Raw genomic sequence first — 16718 nt, 5'->3', positions numbered from 1 at the left:
TCTGTAATTTGGTGTAAAGTTTGTTTGGGATTTGTTTAGAGAGTATAATAGTCGGTTTTGAAAGATATAACATAAATGTTTTATCTTTCATTTGTAATTTAAAAGGATGGTGAATGAGAAAGTTTTTTTGTGTGGTCTTTGTACCTTTTATTTATAGTTTACACTATTCGCAGGCAGCTAAAAAAGCTTTTCCCTGCTATGATCTTGCCACTGTATTGAAGGTTGAACCTACGCCGCTTTATAAATCTCATCTTGATGCCTCAAAAAGTTTTGGGGTACAGCTGCTGAAAGATTCCAAAACAGTGCAGCGATATATCAATAGCGGCAAATTCCACAAAATAAAAAAATCGGGTAAAGGATATCGCGTTCAAAAACTTGATTACAGCAGGGCTTATATGGTATCGAAGGCAAAAACTACATTGGAAAAAATAGGTTCTAAGTTCAGCAAGGATACAAAAGGCGGTATCTTTACTGTTTCATCCATTACCAGAACGCTTGAAGACCAATGCAGGCTTAGAAGAGTAAATTCCAACGCCTCACTAGGGATTAGTTCACACAATTATGGTAATTCTTTTGACATTTCTTATGTAAGATTCAACAACGTTTTAAAGTACAATCCGAAAATGGAATTGGCATTGGAGAAAGTTTTAAAGTACTATGAGAAAGCCGGTAGAATATATTTCATCAAAGAGAAACAACAGAGCTGTTATCATATTACTGTGAAAAATTATTAATTAAAATCCTCTTGCGTAGCATATTTAGTTTCTATATTTTTATACGACTAAAAACTATGCTTATGTCAACATTAAACATTGTAGACTATATGCTACCTGTAGAAGAATGCAGGACAGCATCAAATGAATGGAAAGCATCTCTTTCAGACTTTTCCAGAATTCAAAAGCTTATCCCTACCAACTATGTTTTTAATATTTCCAGAGAGCACCTTGAATGGATGAAAGGGTTCAGTGATTATAAAGACTTCTGTGCTGCAGTAGGAATTTACAGAGACCGGTTGATTCTTATTTTTTATCCTATGAATAACGACGGGGAAAAAATAGATGTAAAAGAATATCCATACAGTTTCCTTACCGAACTTGATAAAGATCTGAGGCTGCAGGAAATCCAGGAATATACCGTCATCAGAAATGCGGTTCTTTCCAGAGATCTTGAGAGTATGGAGAAGAATGCCAATATGGGATTCCCGGTTTCCAATACACCGGTTCTTGAGCAGGACAAAGCCGTAGATGCTATTGAACGCTGGAGAAACCAGGGGATGGACTGGTTTTATAAAGAGAGCAGAGAAAATGAAGGCAGCGGAATTTTCAGAAAATTCTATGTTCCTATAGCAGATCTTTGCCTTTCAGATGAAGGGCTGGCCGGTATTACCTGTTCTTTTGGTATCAGATACAATGATATCTATGGAAAAATGCTGGTAACCCTTATTTTTATCTCTTTCCGTGAAAATCTCAGGAATGCAGAACTGGGAGCAGAAGTGATTTCCAATACTTATGACTGGGCAAAGCCGTGTCCTCCTATCTGCCGTATTCCGGATGTAGATGTCGGATGTGAATTTTAAAATGATATACTGAGGAATGGCTGGACTTTATAAGGCAATTTTATTCCTGAATTATGCACTGCTTCTATCTGTTATACTGCTGGGAGCAGCAAAATACCGCATATTAAATCATAAAGAAAAGCAATATTTTCATTGTATTGCTTTTCTTTTTTTTATTGAGCTGCTGAATCTGGCGCTGCCTTATATCTTCAGACTGAATGACACCTCATTCCTCTATCCTTTATATATTGCAGGAGAATTTTTCCTTCTGACGGGCTTATTTGTCAGAAAACTGGACTGGCCAAAAGCTGTTCTGTGGATTACAGGTACATTGGCAGTGGGTTTTATGATCTCGAAATACGGATTCGATTATCCCGCCAATGCCGATATTGCAAAAGTAGTTTCCAATATCATTATCATCTGTCTTTCCGGGTTTACGCTGATCCGTGAGATTAAGAATACCTCTCTACAGAATCGTTTTCTTCTCGTAGATGCCAGTATTTTTTTCTACTATTCCGTTTCTGTATTTATTTTTATCATCCAGCATCAGATTGCCAATCTGTCGGAAAATGATTACTATACAATTCTCAGTGCCAATAATATTCTTTCGGGTATTTTGTACTGTTCATTTTTATACACTTTTATCAGATTAAAGAAGTAACTTTAAATATCAATCTGCTGATCCTTATAATTGTTACCATAACAGTTATAGTATCCTTTATTCTGTTAGCGTACAGAGCTTTTATAACCAGAATCATTAAGGAGAAAAATGTACAGCATGAGGCGGAAGTTCTCCATCAGAAGAAATTAGTGCTGGAAAACATCAAAGCCCAGGAAGAAGAAAGAAAAAGAATTGCGGTCATGATTCACGATGATATCGGAAACCGTCTCAATATCCTTTCTTTATGGTTAAATAATCTGGATACTCAGGGCGATGAGCTCATCAAAAAAAAAATCTACGGCCAGATGTCTTCCCTGATTGATGCTGCCAGAAGTATTTCCCATTCATTATATCCTGTAAACCTGGAATCTGTGGGTCTGGTTTTATATGTTGAAGAATTAATAGCCAACCTTTCCCACAAAATCAATATCTCTTTGCAGGTAATGCAGGGATATGAAAAAAAAGATCTTTTTGTGGAAGTACAGCTGTACAGAATTATTCAGGAGTTTACTACCAATGTGATCAAACATTCGGACGCAACGGATATCTGGATTTACATGAAAGATTATCCTGAAAATATGGCTGTAGTAATTTCGGATAACGGGCAGGGCTTTGAATATGAAGAAGTGAAAAAAGGAATGGGAATAAAAAATATCGAATCCCGTATCAAATCAATGAATGCTACACACAAATGGAAAAAAACATTTTCAAACAAAGGAAGTCGTTTAATCATAAAAATTCCAAAATATCATGAGTTCCCAAATCAAACTAGCACTGATTGATGATGAACAGCTGATCCTCGAAGGGGTAAAAATGCTGCTGTCCAATGAAAAAAATATATCGGTAACCCTTACCGCAGATAATGGCCCCGGTTTTATAGAAGACCTCGGAAAACTTTCAAAAGATGAATTCCCTGATATTGCTCTTGTAGATGTTCAGATGAAACCCATGAACGGTTTTGAACTGGTAGAAATCCTCAAAGAGAAATTTCCTGATCTTAAAATTATTATCCTGTCATCCCATTATAAAACCTCAATTCTCGGATATATGGTCAAGCTGGGAGTATCTGCGTTTCTGCCGAAAAATTCGAATAAGAAAACCTTTATTGATGCCATTACAATGGTAGATAAAAACGGAGTTTTTTTCACGGCCGAAGATCATCAGATGCTGTTTACTTATATGAACAGTTCTGCCAAGAAAAATTCTCTTTTTGAAACAGAAGATGAACTATCCGAAAGAGAAAAAGATGTGGTAAAACTGATCTGCCAGGAACTGACTAACAACGAAATCGGAGAAAAACTCTTTATCAGCCCGAGAACTGTAGAAAGTCACAGACAGCGTATTCTCGAAAAAATCGGAGCCAGAAATACAGTAGGAATCGTCATCTATGCTATTGTCAACAATATTTACTCTCTTGAAAAAATATAAATTGATTCCGTAGAAATACGGAATTTTTTATTTGGTACTTTTCACTCTAGCGAACCTTGTTTTTCTTCTGTTATTTTGGAATGTCTCTTTAAGGGATGTCAGTTGAAAAAAACACAACAGGATCTGTAATAAAAAATTAAAGTAGAAACATGGATGGTAACAGAGTGATTTCCGTCGGGATTTTCTTTGACGGCACAGGAAACAATGGAGTCAATATTCTTTCACCGGATAAACCGCTGAATAATAATGAAAGTTACTACGGGACTTTCAGCAATATCTATAAATTATACAGTCTGTTCGTTGGAGATGAAAAGATATATATTGAAGGTATTGGTACTGTAACGGGGCATGAAGATAATAATTTTGCTATGGCAACATGTGCAAACCCACCTTATGGAAGTGGTTATTCCTCTGATGATAAACTTCGGAAAGCAGGGGAATTTGTGCAAAAAATAGCTCATAATGACACCAAAGAATACCATTTTTTTATATACGGATTCGGCCGGGGAGGTATGTTGGCAAGAACCTTCTGTAATCAGCTTCTGACTCATTATGCTGTGGGAAATTGCAGAATAAAATTTTTAGGGCTTTTTGATACAGTAGAGTCCAGACCTTTTAATACCTATAATATGAATATGTCTGTACAGATAGAGAATGCTCTGCATTTCTGTGCAGTTAATGAGGGCAGGTTTTTCTTTCCGCTTACCGGTTTATTTGAGAATTCAAAAACAATGAAGGATCAGAAATCAGAAAAAAAATCATCAGTTTGGAAAGAAGTATTTGTTCCCGGAGATCATGCCGATATTGGAGGCGGCTATCTTGAAGGACCGCAATCTGTTTATATTTCTACAGATTTCGCAAATGTTGATGATCTGCATAGCTATGTTTCAGATATCAGAAATGCAAAAACCAGTGCTGATGGAAATAAAATCTGGGATGCATTGCTCTCAGAATATAAAGTGGAAACAGTGAATGGACTTTCGCAGGCATTTGTGTGCAGGGATAAAGTATATAACGACCTCTCAAAAGTATATGGAAAACTGATGATGGATGAGACCAATACCATATTGTCAGTATTTAGTACAGAAAATGAAGCCTATTTCGGAACAGATTATAATAAACATTCTTTTCTTAACAGGTATTATAGTAAAATGAAAGAGTATCTGAAGGATCTTTCCGGAAACAAAAAGCCAACATATGATTTCGGAAGATTTGCAGAGTATACGCATATTTCATCAAACTTCGGATTGTACAGTAATAGTTTCCGGTATAGAACCCAGCGTGAAATTAATATTGAGCTGATCAATAACGGATTAAATGTATCAAGCAGTACCTCCGTTGATGAAACAAGCCGAACAAAAAGACTTTCCGTAGAACTTCATCTGCCGGAAGACAGCTTTGTTGCTGATTTTCTTTATGGAACAAACGTTCCCAATAATGATATCTGGCTTCGCTCTATTGTAAAAACACCGGCAGCTGTTAGAATAAATGAATAGAAGCATTCGTGAAAATACTTCTCAGTTTTAAATTTAGGTTAGGGGACATCTCATGGTGTCTCCTTTTTTGCGGTTTAATGTTTTGCCTACAGGGAAAAACTGCCAAATTCTGGCCTGTTTTTTTATTTCTCGGCTATTCATTTCTTTTTCCGTATTTTTGCACCCGAAAATTCATTATTCATTACTAATTATTAATTAAGATGCTTTCGGTTCAAAGTTTAGGATTACATCATTCAGGAAATTATTTATTTCAAAATGTCAATTTCACCATTAAAAAGGATGATAAAGTGGGTCTCGTTGGTAAAAACGGAGCAGGAAAATCCACTTTATTGAAAATGCTTTCCGGAGAAATTAATTTCTACGAGGGAGAAGTTGTCACTGAAGGAAGTGTTACCATTGGTTTCCTGAAGCAGGATCTTGATTTCGTAAAAGGAAGAACGGTCTGGGCAGAAACCATGCAGGCTTTTGAACAGATCAATGCCTGGAAAAATGAACTGGAAGAGGTGAATCATCAGATGACAGTAAGAACAGATTACGAAAGTGATTCCTACACGGATCTGATTAATAAAATGACCGAGCTGAACGACCTTTTGATGAACCATGATGCCTACAATCTTGAGGGTGACATGGAAAAAGTGTTATTCGGTTTAGGATTTAAAGCAGATGATTTCCAGAAAATCACCGATGAGTTTTCCGGAGGATGGAGAATGAGAATCGAATTGGCAAAATTACTTCTTCAGAAGAACGACATTATGCTTCTCGATGAGCCTACCAACCACCTGGATATGGAATCCATCATCTGGCTGGAGAACTTCCTTAAGGATTATCCCGGAGCTATTGTTCTGGTAAGTCACGATAAACAGTTTATGACAGCGGTTTGTAACCGTACTTTTGATATCAACAACAAAAAAGTTGACGATTACAAAGCCAACTATTCCAAGTATCTGATCATGAGAGAAGACCGCCGTGAAAAACTGATTCAGGCTAAAAAGAACCAGGATGCGGAGATCAAACAGATGGAGGATAACATTAATAAGTTCCGTGCAAGTGCTACCAAAGCGTCTTTCGCACAGTCACTTATTAAAAAATTAGATAAAATCGAACGTATCGAAGTGGATAACGAGGACGTTTCAAAATTCAATATCCGTTTCGTACAGTCTATGGTTCCGGGGAAAGTGATCTTCGAAGCTATCAATCTTGGAAAAGCCTACGGACAGAAGCAGATTTTTGATGATGTAGATTTTATCGTTCAGAGAGGAGACAGAATTGCGCTTCTGGGGCAGAACGGACAGGGAAAAACTACGCTGGCTAAAATCCTGGCAGGAGATATCAAAGACTATTCAGGAACATGGAATCTTGGTCATAATGTCAATATCGGATATTTCGCTCAGAATCAGGAAGAGGTTTTAACACCTAATAAAACAGTGCTGGAAGAAGCTGAAGATGCTGCAACAGAAGAAACAAGACCAAGAGTAAGAGACTTATTAGGATCTTTCCTTTTCCAGGGAGATGCCGTTACTAAAAAAACAAAAGTACTTTCCGGAGGAGAGAGAAACCGTCTGGCACTTTGTAAACTTTTGCTTCGTCCTTTCAACACGCTGATTATGGACGAACCTACCAACCACCTTGATATCCAGTCTAAGGAAATTATCAAGCTGGCACTGCAGAATTTTGAAGGAACTTTAATTGTCATCTCTCACGACAGGGAATTCCTTCAGGGGCTTTGTGATAAAATCTACGAATTCCGTGATGGGAAAATGAAAGAATTCCTTGGTGATATCAATGAATATCTTGAGTACAGACAGAAAGAAACCATCAGAGAGATTTCTGCAGAAAAAGCCAAACTTCATACGGAAGTAAAGGTGGAACCTAAGAAAGTAGAGGAGAAACCTGTTGTAAGCAGCAGCCAGTCTTCAAATATTGTAAGTAAAGAACAGAAAAATATTCAGAATAAAATCAAGAAAGTGGAAGAGAAAATTTCTGAGCTTGAAACAAAAGTAGAGCAGATGGAAGCATCTTTTGCCAAAGAAAATCCTTCAGATGAAACCTTAGAAGAATACAACAAAGCTAAGGAGGAGCTGGATACAGCTTTACAGGAGTGGGAATATCTTGGAACCCAACTGGATTAAAACAAAATATAAATGCTTTATCAACTAAAATGATGAAGCATTTTTTTTGTAACAAAACCGTATTAAGTTCTACCTATTGTCAACAGTTATTAAGTAATTTAATAAAAGTTTAAGGAAACAATTAAATTATTTTCATAATTTTGAACCATGATATTTAAAGAAAGCAGAAACCTAAAGAGTTTTATCTCCAAGCTGTTGTTTGGAGTGTATTTTCTCGCGCTGCTTTCTCAAAGCTTTCACCATCACGATTCTGTAGACTATTTTAAGGCTTTTCATCTTAAAAAAGCAGAAAATACAATGACGAAAGCCGTTACTAAAGAGAAAGCTGGCGACTGTCTGGCCTGCCACTTTTTGGTTACCGGACATACATTAGCTCCTGAAGAATTCAACTTTACTTTTGAGCATTACAGCCATGAAGTAAAACAAATCATCGCCATTCAGGAGAAAATCTGGTCACAGACCAAATTCACCTTCCAGCTTCGGGGGCCGCCCGCACTTGCATAATTCATAGATTCTATAGGGTTTAAAGTTTTGTACTTTAAAGTTCAATGTTTAAAGTTTAAGGTTTAAAGTTGCTGGAAAAACAACTGTTGATTTGTAATTGGTATTTAAATAATCTTCAATTACTAATTTCTAGCTTCTAACCTCTAACTTCTCATCAGACATTAGACTTTTACATTGTACAATTAAAACTAACCCTTCTCACAAATTTTAACGAAAATGTACCCTGTTGAAAAGGGTGCGCAATCAATCTATTTACAATGAAATTGATATATTGCCTGCTGCTGGTCTTTTGTGGATCAGTATTTACAAGTGCACAAAAAACTTATACTGTAGAGGGAACCGTTCAGGATTTCCATGATAAAACATGGCTGGAAAATGCAGTGATTAAAATCGGGAACTTTACAGCTAAAACCAATAAGAAAGGTCAATTTTCTTTTGACAAAATTCCTGCAGGAAAGTATACACTCATTGCTCAACATCCTGATTGCAATGATTATACTGAAAATATAGGAGTTGATAAGGATGTTCAGCTGGTGATTACACTGGAACACCACATTAAAGATATCGAAACTGTGACCATTCACGGAAGTCATAAAAATAATGGAAGTATGGTGGTGAAAACACTTGATAAATCAACGCTTTCACGAAATGTTACTGAGAACTTAGGAAATTTATTAACCAATATTTCTGGTGTCAATGTTCTGAAAACAGGAAATAACATAGCAAAGCCTATTATCCATGGTCTTTATGGAAGCAGGGTTTCCATCCTTAATGATGGGGTAAAGCTTGCTGAACAGGAATGGGGAGTAGAGCACGCTCCTAACGTAGATGTCAATAATTTTGAACATATTGATGTCATCAAAGGAGCATCAGCTTTGAAATATGGAGCAGGTGCTGTAGGTGGGGTTGTAGTTTTACAGCCTCAGGTTTTGCCAAAGAAAGATACTATTATGGGAAATGTTTCTCTTTCCGGGATTTCAAACGGAAGAGGCGCTGATCTTAACGTAAAACTCGCAAAAACATGGGAGAACGGATGGGCTATAAAAACCAATGGAAGCTATAAAAAACTGGGAGATCTTGAAGCTCCGGATTATGGCTTGATGAATACCGGGCTTGAAAGTTCTGGATTTAATTTTGGGGTGCAGAAAATGACATTTGAAAAAGGATTTTCTTTTGATTATTATCTGACCAAAAGCACTGTCGGGATTCTTAGAAGTTCTCACGTAGGAAACTCTGAAGATTTGCGTAATGCCCTTACTTCTCCTGAACCAATCTATCAGAGAGATTTTAGTTATGATATTGATAATCCCAGACAGGAGATTGAACATCATATTGCTAAAGTTTCGGCTTACAAAAGGTTTGAAAATTTTGGAAAAATAACGGCTACTTACAGTTTTCAGTACAATCATAGGAAAGAATATGATATCAGACGTACAGAAGCATTAAGTAAAAAACCTGCTTTGGACCTTGAACTGATCACCAATGATCTGAATGTAAACCACCTGATAGAAAGAGCAAACTGGAATCTTGAAACAGGAATTAATGCAGGATATCAAAACAATTATTCCAATACCCAGACCGAGGCGAGACGTCTTGTTCCGAACTATGACAGATACTATGCAGGAATTTATTCCGTATTGAAATATAAAATTGCACCGGAGCTGGATCTTGAACTGGGAGGCAGATACGATTATGATCATTACGAAGTAACAAAATGGTATGATCTGAGTGACTGGAATAAAAAATATGCAGCAGATTATTCAGATTTTGTAGTAAGAATCAACCAAAACAGAATTCTTACCAAGCCGTCTTTAAGTTATAATAATATTTCAGTAAACGGGGGAATTGTTTACCATCCATCCGAATATTTTAACCTGAAATTCAATTACGCCAGGGTTTCAAGATCTCCGAATATCGCAGAACTTTTTGCAGACGGACTTCACCATTCTGCAGCGATCATTGAAAGAGGGGATATGAGAATGAAAAGTGAAACCGGAAATCAGTTTAATTTGGTGGCAGACGTAAAAGCAAATGTCCTGAAAGGATTAAATATTTCTGTAAACCCGTATTTCTTTTATACTCAGAATTTCATCAATCAGATTCCTACAGGTTATCTGAATACACAATGGGGTGGAGCTTTTGTAGAGTATAGTTATCAGCAGATCAATGCAAAAATGTATGGATTGGATATCGATGCTCAGCTTAAAATTACAGATAATCTGACATACAAAGGAAGCGGTTCCTATGTGTATGGACAGGTTACTACTCATGATGTGCCGCTTATTTTAATGATGCCGCCGAATTTTAACAATTCATTGGAATTCAGTAAAAAAGAATGGAAAAGCTTCTATTTCACAGTGAGTAACAATACTTATCTGAAACAGACGAGATTTCCTGTTTATAACGTTCCGATCAGATTATTTGATTCGGACGGAAATCCTTACAATGAAGAAGTGGATATTTCTACACCTCCAAACGGATATTCCCTTTGGAACCTTCAGACAGGGGTAAATCTGTCTAAAAATTTCGGAATTGATTTTTCAGTCCGAAATATATTCAACAAGTCTTACAGAGATTATCTGAACAGACTACGTTTCTTTTCCAACGAAATGGGAAGAAACTTCATTTTAACTCTTAAATATCAATTTTAATTACTTAAAATCAAAAACATGAAAAATATTTTTAAAAATACAACACTTATCTTAGGACTTTTATTCTTAGCTGTTTCTTTAAGCTTAACATCGTGTAACAGAAGCGATGATGAAGCAGATGACCTTCCTCAGGAAGAATTGTCAGATGTTCTCTTAAGAGTAACGGATGAAGCTACAGGAGTTCCCGTAGTTTATGATTATCAGGTGAACAGTACTACTAATCCTAATGTTAAACTGATCAATGGCCATACTTATAATGTAGAAGTTATTTTCAAAAACGGAGATGAAGATGCTACTCAGGAAATTAAAGACGCAAAAAATGAACATTTCCTTGTATATAATTTTCCTAACTCAGATATCACCTTAACCCGTACAGATGATGAATCTTCCAAAAGAGATGATGGAAACCGTGTTGGGTTGAAAACAAAATGGGCAGTCAATACCGCTGTAAAAAATGCTTCAGCACCTAGTCAGCTGGTTCTTACATTGTTCCATGAGCCGGTAACAGTTTCTGAAGCTTCTGCTGTAAGTGGAAACGGAGTGATTTACGGAACTCATACAGGAGGAGAAACAGACGCGGAGGCCAACTATAATATTATTAATTAATATACCTTTAATCTTGTTTGGGCCACCGGAATTTTCCGGTGGTTTTTTATTTAACAATATTTGGCTTTATAAGTTGATTTTAAATGAGTTTTTTTCATAAAAAATTCCTATTTTTGCAACCTAAAATTTTAATCAATAATGAAGGTTACCGCACAAAACCATGATGATGTAAGTGCATTGCTTACAGTAACATTGGAAAAATCTGACTACAAAGAAAAAGTAGAGAAGCAGTTGATTAATTATGCTAAAAATGCGCAAGTTCCTGGATTCAGAAAAGGGAAAGTGCCTTTGAGTATGGTTAAAAAACAATATGAAGCAGGTATTGCATTTGAAGAAATCAACAGACAAGTTTCTGATGCTTTAAACAACTATGTTAATGAAAACAAACTAAGATTAGTTGGTCAGCCTGTTCCTCAGCCAGTAAACGAATTCGATTACAATGCTGATCAATTAGAAGTTGCTTTCGAAGTAGGATTTGAGCCTGAATTCACTATAGATTTAGCTAAATATGAAGCTCCTCACTACAAAGTAGAAGCTTCTGACAAAGAAATCGGTAAGAGCATTGAAAACATGCAGAAGCGTTTCGCTGAGCAGGTTCCTCAAGATAAAATCACTAAAGATTCTTACATTGCTTTAGAAGTTTCTCAGGTTGTGGAAGAAGATGCTGAAGGTGAGCACCACCACCACCCAAAAAACCTTACTATTACAGCTGAAAACAAAGAAGCTTTCAAGTTGGTAAAAGGTTTGAAAATGGATGAATCTGTAAAAGTGACTAAAGAAACTCTTGCAGGTGACGAAGAATTAGCTAAAGAATTAGGATTCAGCAAAGAAGAAGTTGAGCACCTGCACCACAATGAGATAGAAGTTAAAGTAAAAGATTTCTATTCATTAAACTTAGCTGAGCTTAACCAGGATCTTTTCGACAAAGTATACGGAGAAGGAAACATCAAGTCTGAAGAAGAGCTTAAAGATAAAGTAAAAACTGAATTAGACGAGTATTTCCAGCAGAATGCTGATGTTCACTTTGTGAATAAAGTATTGGAGCAGGTAACTGAGAAAGAAGAAGTAAAACTTCCTGAATCTTTCCTTGTGAAGTGGTTATTATTCTCTAACCAGAATATCCAGTCTGAAGAACAGGCTAAAGAAATTCTTGAAGCTGAGAAAAACCAGTTGAAATATCAGATCATCGAAGGTAAATTGATGACTGAGAACGAAATCAGCCTTGACTATGCTGATGTATTGGCTCAGGCAGAACAATTGGTGAAAAACCAATTGGCTATCTACGGAATCCACCACTTAGGGGATGAAGAAATCCAGAAATATGCTGTTGAAATGTTGAAAGACCAGGAGCAGGTAAGACAAATTTCTTCTGAAGTAGCTATGGCTAAACTGAAAGATGTAATTCTTGAAAAAGCGACTAAAAAAGAAACTAAAATTTCTCACGACGAATTTTTAGAAGAACTTAAGAAGTAATTATACTCAGATATAAATATTTGAAAACCGTCAATTCTTTGGCGGTTTTTTTTGTTGTAAATCTTTTCTAAGAATTACGCCAGATGTATTCGTTAACTAATTGGCCGGGTTTTTGTTTTCAAAGTTCTCATAGAGCATTCATCAATTATCAATCATTACTAATTGCTCATTACTCATTACTTATTTATATGTCCGCCAATATTCCTATATTTACCCTTTAAACTTTATTATAAATATGAAAAAGATCATCATTCCATTTTTCTGCGCTGTACTTTTCTCAGTGCCTGCAGCAGCTCAGAAGAAAGGGGCTGCATCTGCTAAAACAGAAGCCGTACAATCAAAACTTACACCTAAAGAGGTTGTTGATAATTATTTCAAAGCACTAGGTGGAAAAGATAAACTAGACGCTGTAAAATCTACCATTACTGATAACACTGTTGCTGTGCAGGGAATGGAAATCCAAATGACAACTAAGAAATTAGGAAATAAATTCAAATCTGTACAATCCTTCATGGGAAAAGAAATGGTGCAGCTTTTTGACGGTGAGAAAGGATATTTTGATCAGATGGGAACTAAAACAGATATTCCTGCTGACAAAATTGCTGACCTGAAAAAAGGAAAGCCAATGGATGCCTTAGCATTTGATGCTTCGAATTTCAAGACTGTTTCTACAGAAAAACTTGACGGAAAAGATTATAATGTCCTGTCTTCAGACAAAGGAAAATTCTATTTCGATGCGGGAACAGGACTTTTGTACAAGACAGATGCAGGAGAAGGTAAAGCAACCATTAAAAGCTATATGGCTGTAGACGGAATACAGTTCCCTGCTGAAGTGGAAGCTGAAGGCGGAGGTCAGAAAATGACCATTAAAACTACAAAAGTAGTCATCAACTCCGGAGTAACGGATGCTGATTTTAAATAAGGAAATGCTTTTTAAGTAATCAAAACCGGGAATTCCCGGTTTTTTTTATGGTAGAAATATGAACCGAATGCTGATAAGTTTTCTTAATGTACTATTTCAGCGTTTCAGAAACTGAATTTTTTCAATCAAAACAATTAGGCTGTTGTATTTTATATCGTTTTTTGGGTTTAAAAGAAGTATATATGGATCTGTTAACCGCAATTTCAAGAAAAATGAATCAGATGAGCTTATTTTTAATTAGTCTATTTTAAATAATTAATGAATGTTTTTAATTAAAAATCAATATAAGCAATATAAAAGAAACAATTTGCTTTCATTTTATAATAATTAAATTTTTTAACTTGAATTTAACCCTCTGCTAAAGCCCGGTCACTGGGAGAATTGATATTTTTGAAAGGTCAAAAAATAATGTAGATGAAAAGAATGTTATCTTCGTTTTCAGCCATCTTTCTGATGTCTGTCAATATCTATGGACAAAACATCCCTGTGGATCCGTCCGTAAGAATCGGTACTCTCTCCAATGGAATGAAGTACTATATCAAAAAAAATATTTTACCGGAAAAAAAAGTAGAATTCCGTCTGGCAATCAATGCCGGATCTATTCTTGAAGATGAAAACCAAAGAGGACTGGCTCACTTTATGGAGCATATGAACTTCAATGGAACCAAAAATTTTCCTGACAATAAATTAGTAGACTTTTTACAATCTATCGGGGTAAAATTCGGGCAGCACCTTAATGCTTACACCAGCTTTGACGAAACTGTCTACATGCTTCCTGTCCCGTTGGATAAACCTGGAAATCTGGATGCCGGTCTGAAAGTAATGGAAGACTGGGCATTTAATGCAACACTTTCTGACGAACAAATCAATAAAGAAAGAGGAGTTGTACTGGAAGAGCTAAGATTAGGTCTCGGACCGGATAAGAGAATGATGGATAAATACCTGCCAAAGCTTTTATACCAATCTCAGTACGCAGAAAGACTTCCTATCGGTAAAAAGGAAGTGCTGGAAAACTTCAGACCTGATCTTATCCGGAAGTTTCATCAGGATTGGTACCGTCCGGATCTGATGGCAATTGTGGTAGTAGGAGATATCAATGTGGATGAAATAGAGAAAAAGATCAGGAATAACTTCAGCCAATATAAAAATCCTTCAAAACCCAGAGAAAGAAAATCATTTGATCTTCCGAATCATAAAGAAGCACTGGTAGCTATTGAGACTGATCCTGATGCTACGGGTTCAGGAGTGCAGTTTATCATCAAAGATTCTGAAGTATACCAGCCGGATGTAACAGTGCAGCAATATGATAAAAGTATTGTTGAAGGCCTTGTGAATATTATGCTGAACAGCAGGCTGGCAGAACTGGTTAATTCTCCAAATCCTCCTTTTACTTATGGTTCAGTATACCATGGAGGAACTTACGCAAGAAACAAAGAAGCATTTCAGGGTGCCGCAGCTACAAAAGACGGCGATCAGCTGAATGCACTGAGAGTCCTTTTGGAAGAAGTGGAAAGAGCAAAAAGATTCGGATTTACCCAATCTGAACTGGACAGGGCAAAAGCCGGAATGCTTTCCTCTTATGAATGGGCTTACAACAACAAAGACAAAAACCTAAGCGGTGAACTTATCGATGGCTACGTGAACCATTTCCTGAGACATGAGCCAATACCTGGAATTACCTGGGGATATGAACATATTAAAGAAGTTCTTCCGTCCATAGCGCTGGAACAGACCAATGAAATTATCAAAAAGCGGGTAAAGAATGACAGCAGGGTCATTATTATTACAGGTCCAAAAAAGGAAGGTATTACCATGCCAACAGAGGCGATGGTTCTGAAGACATTTGATGCTGTGAAAGTGGCTGATCTTAAACCTTATGAAGAAAAAAAGAAAACTGAAAGCTTAATAAAACCTTTTAAATCCGAAGGGAAAATTACTAAAACAGAAGCAGACGCCAAATTAGGAACGACCACATGGACTTTGAACAACGGAGCTCAAGTTACTTTCAAGAAAACAGATTTTAAAGATGATGAGATTGTTTTTGCAGCAATAAGCCTCGGAGGACTGTCTGTCATTCCGGATGCCGATTACAATAAAACAAAATTTGCATTTGATGCTTTACTGGAAGCCGGATTAGCAGGGCTTTCAAAGACAGATCTTGCTCACTATCTTGCAGGAAAACAGGTGAGTGTAAGCTCTTATGTCGGTGGCCTTACAGAAGGTATTTCAGGAACAAGTTCGAAAAAAGATCTTAAGACTGCCATGGAACTGATCTATGCCTGCTTTACAGACTTAAATTATAACCCGGAATCATTCAACACCTATAAAACAAAGAAATCTGCCATGCTGGCGAATGTGGATTCTGATCCGGAATACTATTTCTCCAGTGAATATTCCAAATTTATCAATCAGAAGAATCCAAGATTTACCGGCCTTGAACCTACCGAAAAAGACTGGGCGAATACAGATTATAAAAAAGCATATGATATTTACAAAGATAAATTTGCCAATGCAGGTAATTTTCATTTCTATTTTGTGGGGAATATAGATGAAGGGCAGCTTAAAAGTGAGATCCTGCAGTATATTGCTTCCCTTCCTGCTACAGGAAAATCGTCTACATTTAAAGATACAGGCTACAGACCAGTGAAAGGAGGATATACAAAGGTTTATAAAAAAGGAAAAGAACCGAAGAGCCTTGTCACAATTTCTTACAGCGGAGAAGCGCCTTATAATGAGAAGGAAGCTATGGCGCTTTCAGCTCTTGGAGAGGTCGCTACGATTAAAGTTCTCGAAAAACTGAGAGAAGACGAAAGTGGTATTTACGGCGGAGGTGCAAGCGGAAGCTTCAGTAAAATTCCTTACAGTGCTTATGATTTTAGTGTTAATTTCCCTTGTGGTCCTGAAAATGTGGATCAGCTTACAAAAAGTGCAGTGGCCGAACTACAAAAACTGATAGACAAGGGTCCTGAGCAAAAAGATCTTGATAAATACAAAGAAGGAGAATACAATGAATATAAAACAAGTCTTAAAGACAATGGATTCTGGTTACAGGGAATTGCTCAAAATCAATTAGACGGAAGTGATCAATATAATATTCTGAATTACCCGGACAAAGTAAAAGCACTTACGGTAAAAGACCTTCAGGATGTTGCCTGGAAATATCTGACAAAAGAAAAAAATGTAGCCATACTTATGCCTGAAGACGGTTGGGAGAATGTTAAAAAAAATGAAACCGAAAAAGGAAGTACAACGAACTAATTCATTTTTATTGTCAACAAAAATAAAAAACCGCA

General features: G+C 36.6%; 13 protein-coding genes. All 13 read left to right on the top strand.

Annotation, left to right across the window (positions count from 1 at the left end):
- The first annotated feature begins 113 nt into the window (after positions 1–113).
- The 13 genes from DEU40_RS00175 to DEU40_RS00115 all read left to right on the top strand — a co-directional run bounded on the left by DEU40_RS00175 (position 114) and on the right by DEU40_RS00115 (position 16683).
- A complete protein-coding gene (locus tag DEU40_RS00175) occupies positions 114–734 on the top strand; it encodes a DUF5715 family protein (protein WP_110007993.1) in 621 nt (206 codons plus the stop codon).
- 62 nt (positions 735–796) lie between these two features.
- Positions 797–1576: a hypothetical protein gene (locus tag DEU40_RS00170; protein WP_227943443.1), complete on the top strand. Its 780-nt coding sequence runs from the start codon at positions 797–799 to the stop codon at positions 1574–1576.
- 16 nt (positions 1577–1592) lie between these two features.
- Positions 1593–2216, top strand: a complete 624-nt coding sequence (locus DEU40_RS00165) for a hypothetical protein (RefSeq protein WP_110007991.1) — start codon at positions 1593–1595, stop codon at positions 2214–2216.
- A 149-nt stretch (positions 2217–2365) separates the two neighbouring features.
- Positions 2366–2998 (top strand): sensor histidine kinase, encoded by a 633-nt coding sequence (locus DEU40_RS00160; protein ID WP_228406411.1) that lies wholly within the window; start codon positions 2366–2368, stop codon positions 2996–2998.
- Entirely contained in the window at positions 2967–3644 is a 678-nt protein-coding gene (locus DEU40_RS00155) for a response regulator (protein ID WP_110007989.1), read from the top strand. The genes DEU40_RS00160 and DEU40_RS00155 overlap by 32 nt, the downstream gene beginning before the upstream one ends.
- 149 nt (positions 3645–3793) lie before the next feature.
- A complete protein-coding gene (locus tag DEU40_RS00150; protein ID WP_110007988.1) occupies positions 3794–5140 on the top strand; it encodes a T6SS phospholipase effector Tle1-like catalytic domain-containing protein in 1347 nt (448 codons plus the stop codon).
- Between the two features lie 200 nt (positions 5141–5340).
- Complete coding sequence (locus DEU40_RS00145) at positions 5341–7269, top strand: ABC-F family ATP-binding cassette domain-containing protein (protein ID WP_110007987.1); 1929 nt, start codon at positions 5341–5343, stop codon at positions 7267–7269.
- A 147-nt stretch (positions 7270–7416) separates the two neighbouring features.
- A complete protein-coding gene (locus tag DEU40_RS00140; RefSeq protein ID WP_227943437.1) occupies positions 7417–7773 on the top strand; it encodes a hypothetical protein in 357 nt (118 codons plus the stop codon).
- Positions 7774–8030: 257 nt separating this feature from the next.
- Entirely contained in the window at positions 8031–10424 is a 2394-nt protein-coding gene (locus DEU40_RS00135) for a TonB-dependent receptor (RefSeq protein WP_110007986.1), read from the top strand.
- A gap of 18 nt (positions 10425–10442) precedes the next feature.
- The gene (locus DEU40_RS00130) at positions 10443–11030 is read left to right on the top strand and encodes a hypothetical protein (protein ID WP_110007985.1); all 588 of its coding nucleotides are present in this window, start codon (positions 10443–10445) and stop codon (positions 11028–11030) included.
- 138 nt (positions 11031–11168) lie between these two features.
- A complete protein-coding gene (locus DEU40_RS00125; protein ID WP_110007984.1) occupies positions 11169–12503 on the top strand; it encodes a trigger factor in 1335 nt (444 codons plus the stop codon).
- A 235-nt stretch (positions 12504–12738) separates the two neighbouring features.
- Positions 12739–13425 (top strand): hypothetical protein, encoded by a 687-nt coding sequence (locus DEU40_RS00120; protein ID WP_110007983.1) that lies wholly within the window; start codon positions 12739–12741, stop codon positions 13423–13425.
- 414 nt (positions 13426–13839) lie between these two features.
- Positions 13840–16683: a M16 family metallopeptidase gene (locus DEU40_RS00115; RefSeq protein ID WP_110007982.1), complete on the top strand. Its 2844-nt coding sequence runs from the start codon at positions 13840–13842 to the stop codon at positions 16681–16683.
- Positions 16684–16718 lie beyond the last annotated feature (35 nt).

Origin of the sequence: Chryseobacterium sp. AG844, assembly GCF_003182335.1 — a bacterium.
In the GTDB taxonomy this organism is placed as follows: domain Bacteria; phylum Bacteroidota; class Bacteroidia; order Flavobacteriales; family Weeksellaceae; genus Chryseobacterium; species Chryseobacterium cupriresistens.
The sequence above is the reverse complement of the archived record's forward strand: the minus strand, read 5'-3'. Positions and strand labels throughout refer to the sequence as shown.

Bases quoted from the DNA above. Each gene is read 5' to 3' on its own strand.
- DEU40_RS00155 (WP_110007989.1), top strand. From the start codon at position 2,967: ATGAGTTCCCAAATCAAACTAGCACTGATTGATGATGAACAGCTGATC.
- DEU40_RS00135 (WP_110007986.1), top strand. From the start codon at position 8,031: ATGAAATTGATATATTGCCTGCTGCTGGTCTTTTGTGGATCAGTATTT.
- DEU40_RS00125 (WP_110007984.1), top strand. From the start codon at position 11,169: ATGAAGGTTACCGCACAAAACCATGATGATGTAAGTGCATTGCTTACA.
- DEU40_RS00130 (WP_110007985.1), top strand. From the start codon at position 10,443: ATGAAAAATATTTTTAAAAATACAACACTTATCTTAGGACTTTTATTC.
- DEU40_RS00120 (WP_110007983.1), top strand. From the start codon at position 12,739: ATGAAAAAGATCATCATTCCATTTTTCTGCGCTGTACTTTTCTCAGTG.
- DEU40_RS00170 (WP_227943443.1), top strand. From the start codon at position 797: ATGTCAACATTAAACATTGTAGACTATATGCTACCTGTAGAAGAATGC.
- DEU40_RS00175 (WP_110007993.1), top strand. From the start codon at position 114: ATGAGAAAGTTTTTTTGTGTGGTCTTTGTACCTTTTATTTATAGTTTA.
- DEU40_RS00165 (WP_110007991.1), top strand. From the start codon at position 1,593: ATGGCTGGACTTTATAAGGCAATTTTATTCCTGAATTATGCACTGCTT.
- DEU40_RS00145 (WP_110007987.1), top strand. From the start codon at position 5,341: ATGCTTTCGGTTCAAAGTTTAGGATTACATCATTCAGGAAATTATTTA.
- DEU40_RS00150 (WP_110007988.1), top strand. From the start codon at position 3,794: ATGGATGGTAACAGAGTGATTTCCGTCGGGATTTTCTTTGACGGCACA.
- DEU40_RS00115 (WP_110007982.1), top strand. From the start codon at position 13,840: ATGAAAAGAATGTTATCTTCGTTTTCAGCCATCTTTCTGATGTCTGTC.
- DEU40_RS00140 (WP_227943437.1), top strand. From the start codon at position 7,417: ATGATATTTAAAGAAAGCAGAAACCTAAAGAGTTTTATCTCCAAGCTG.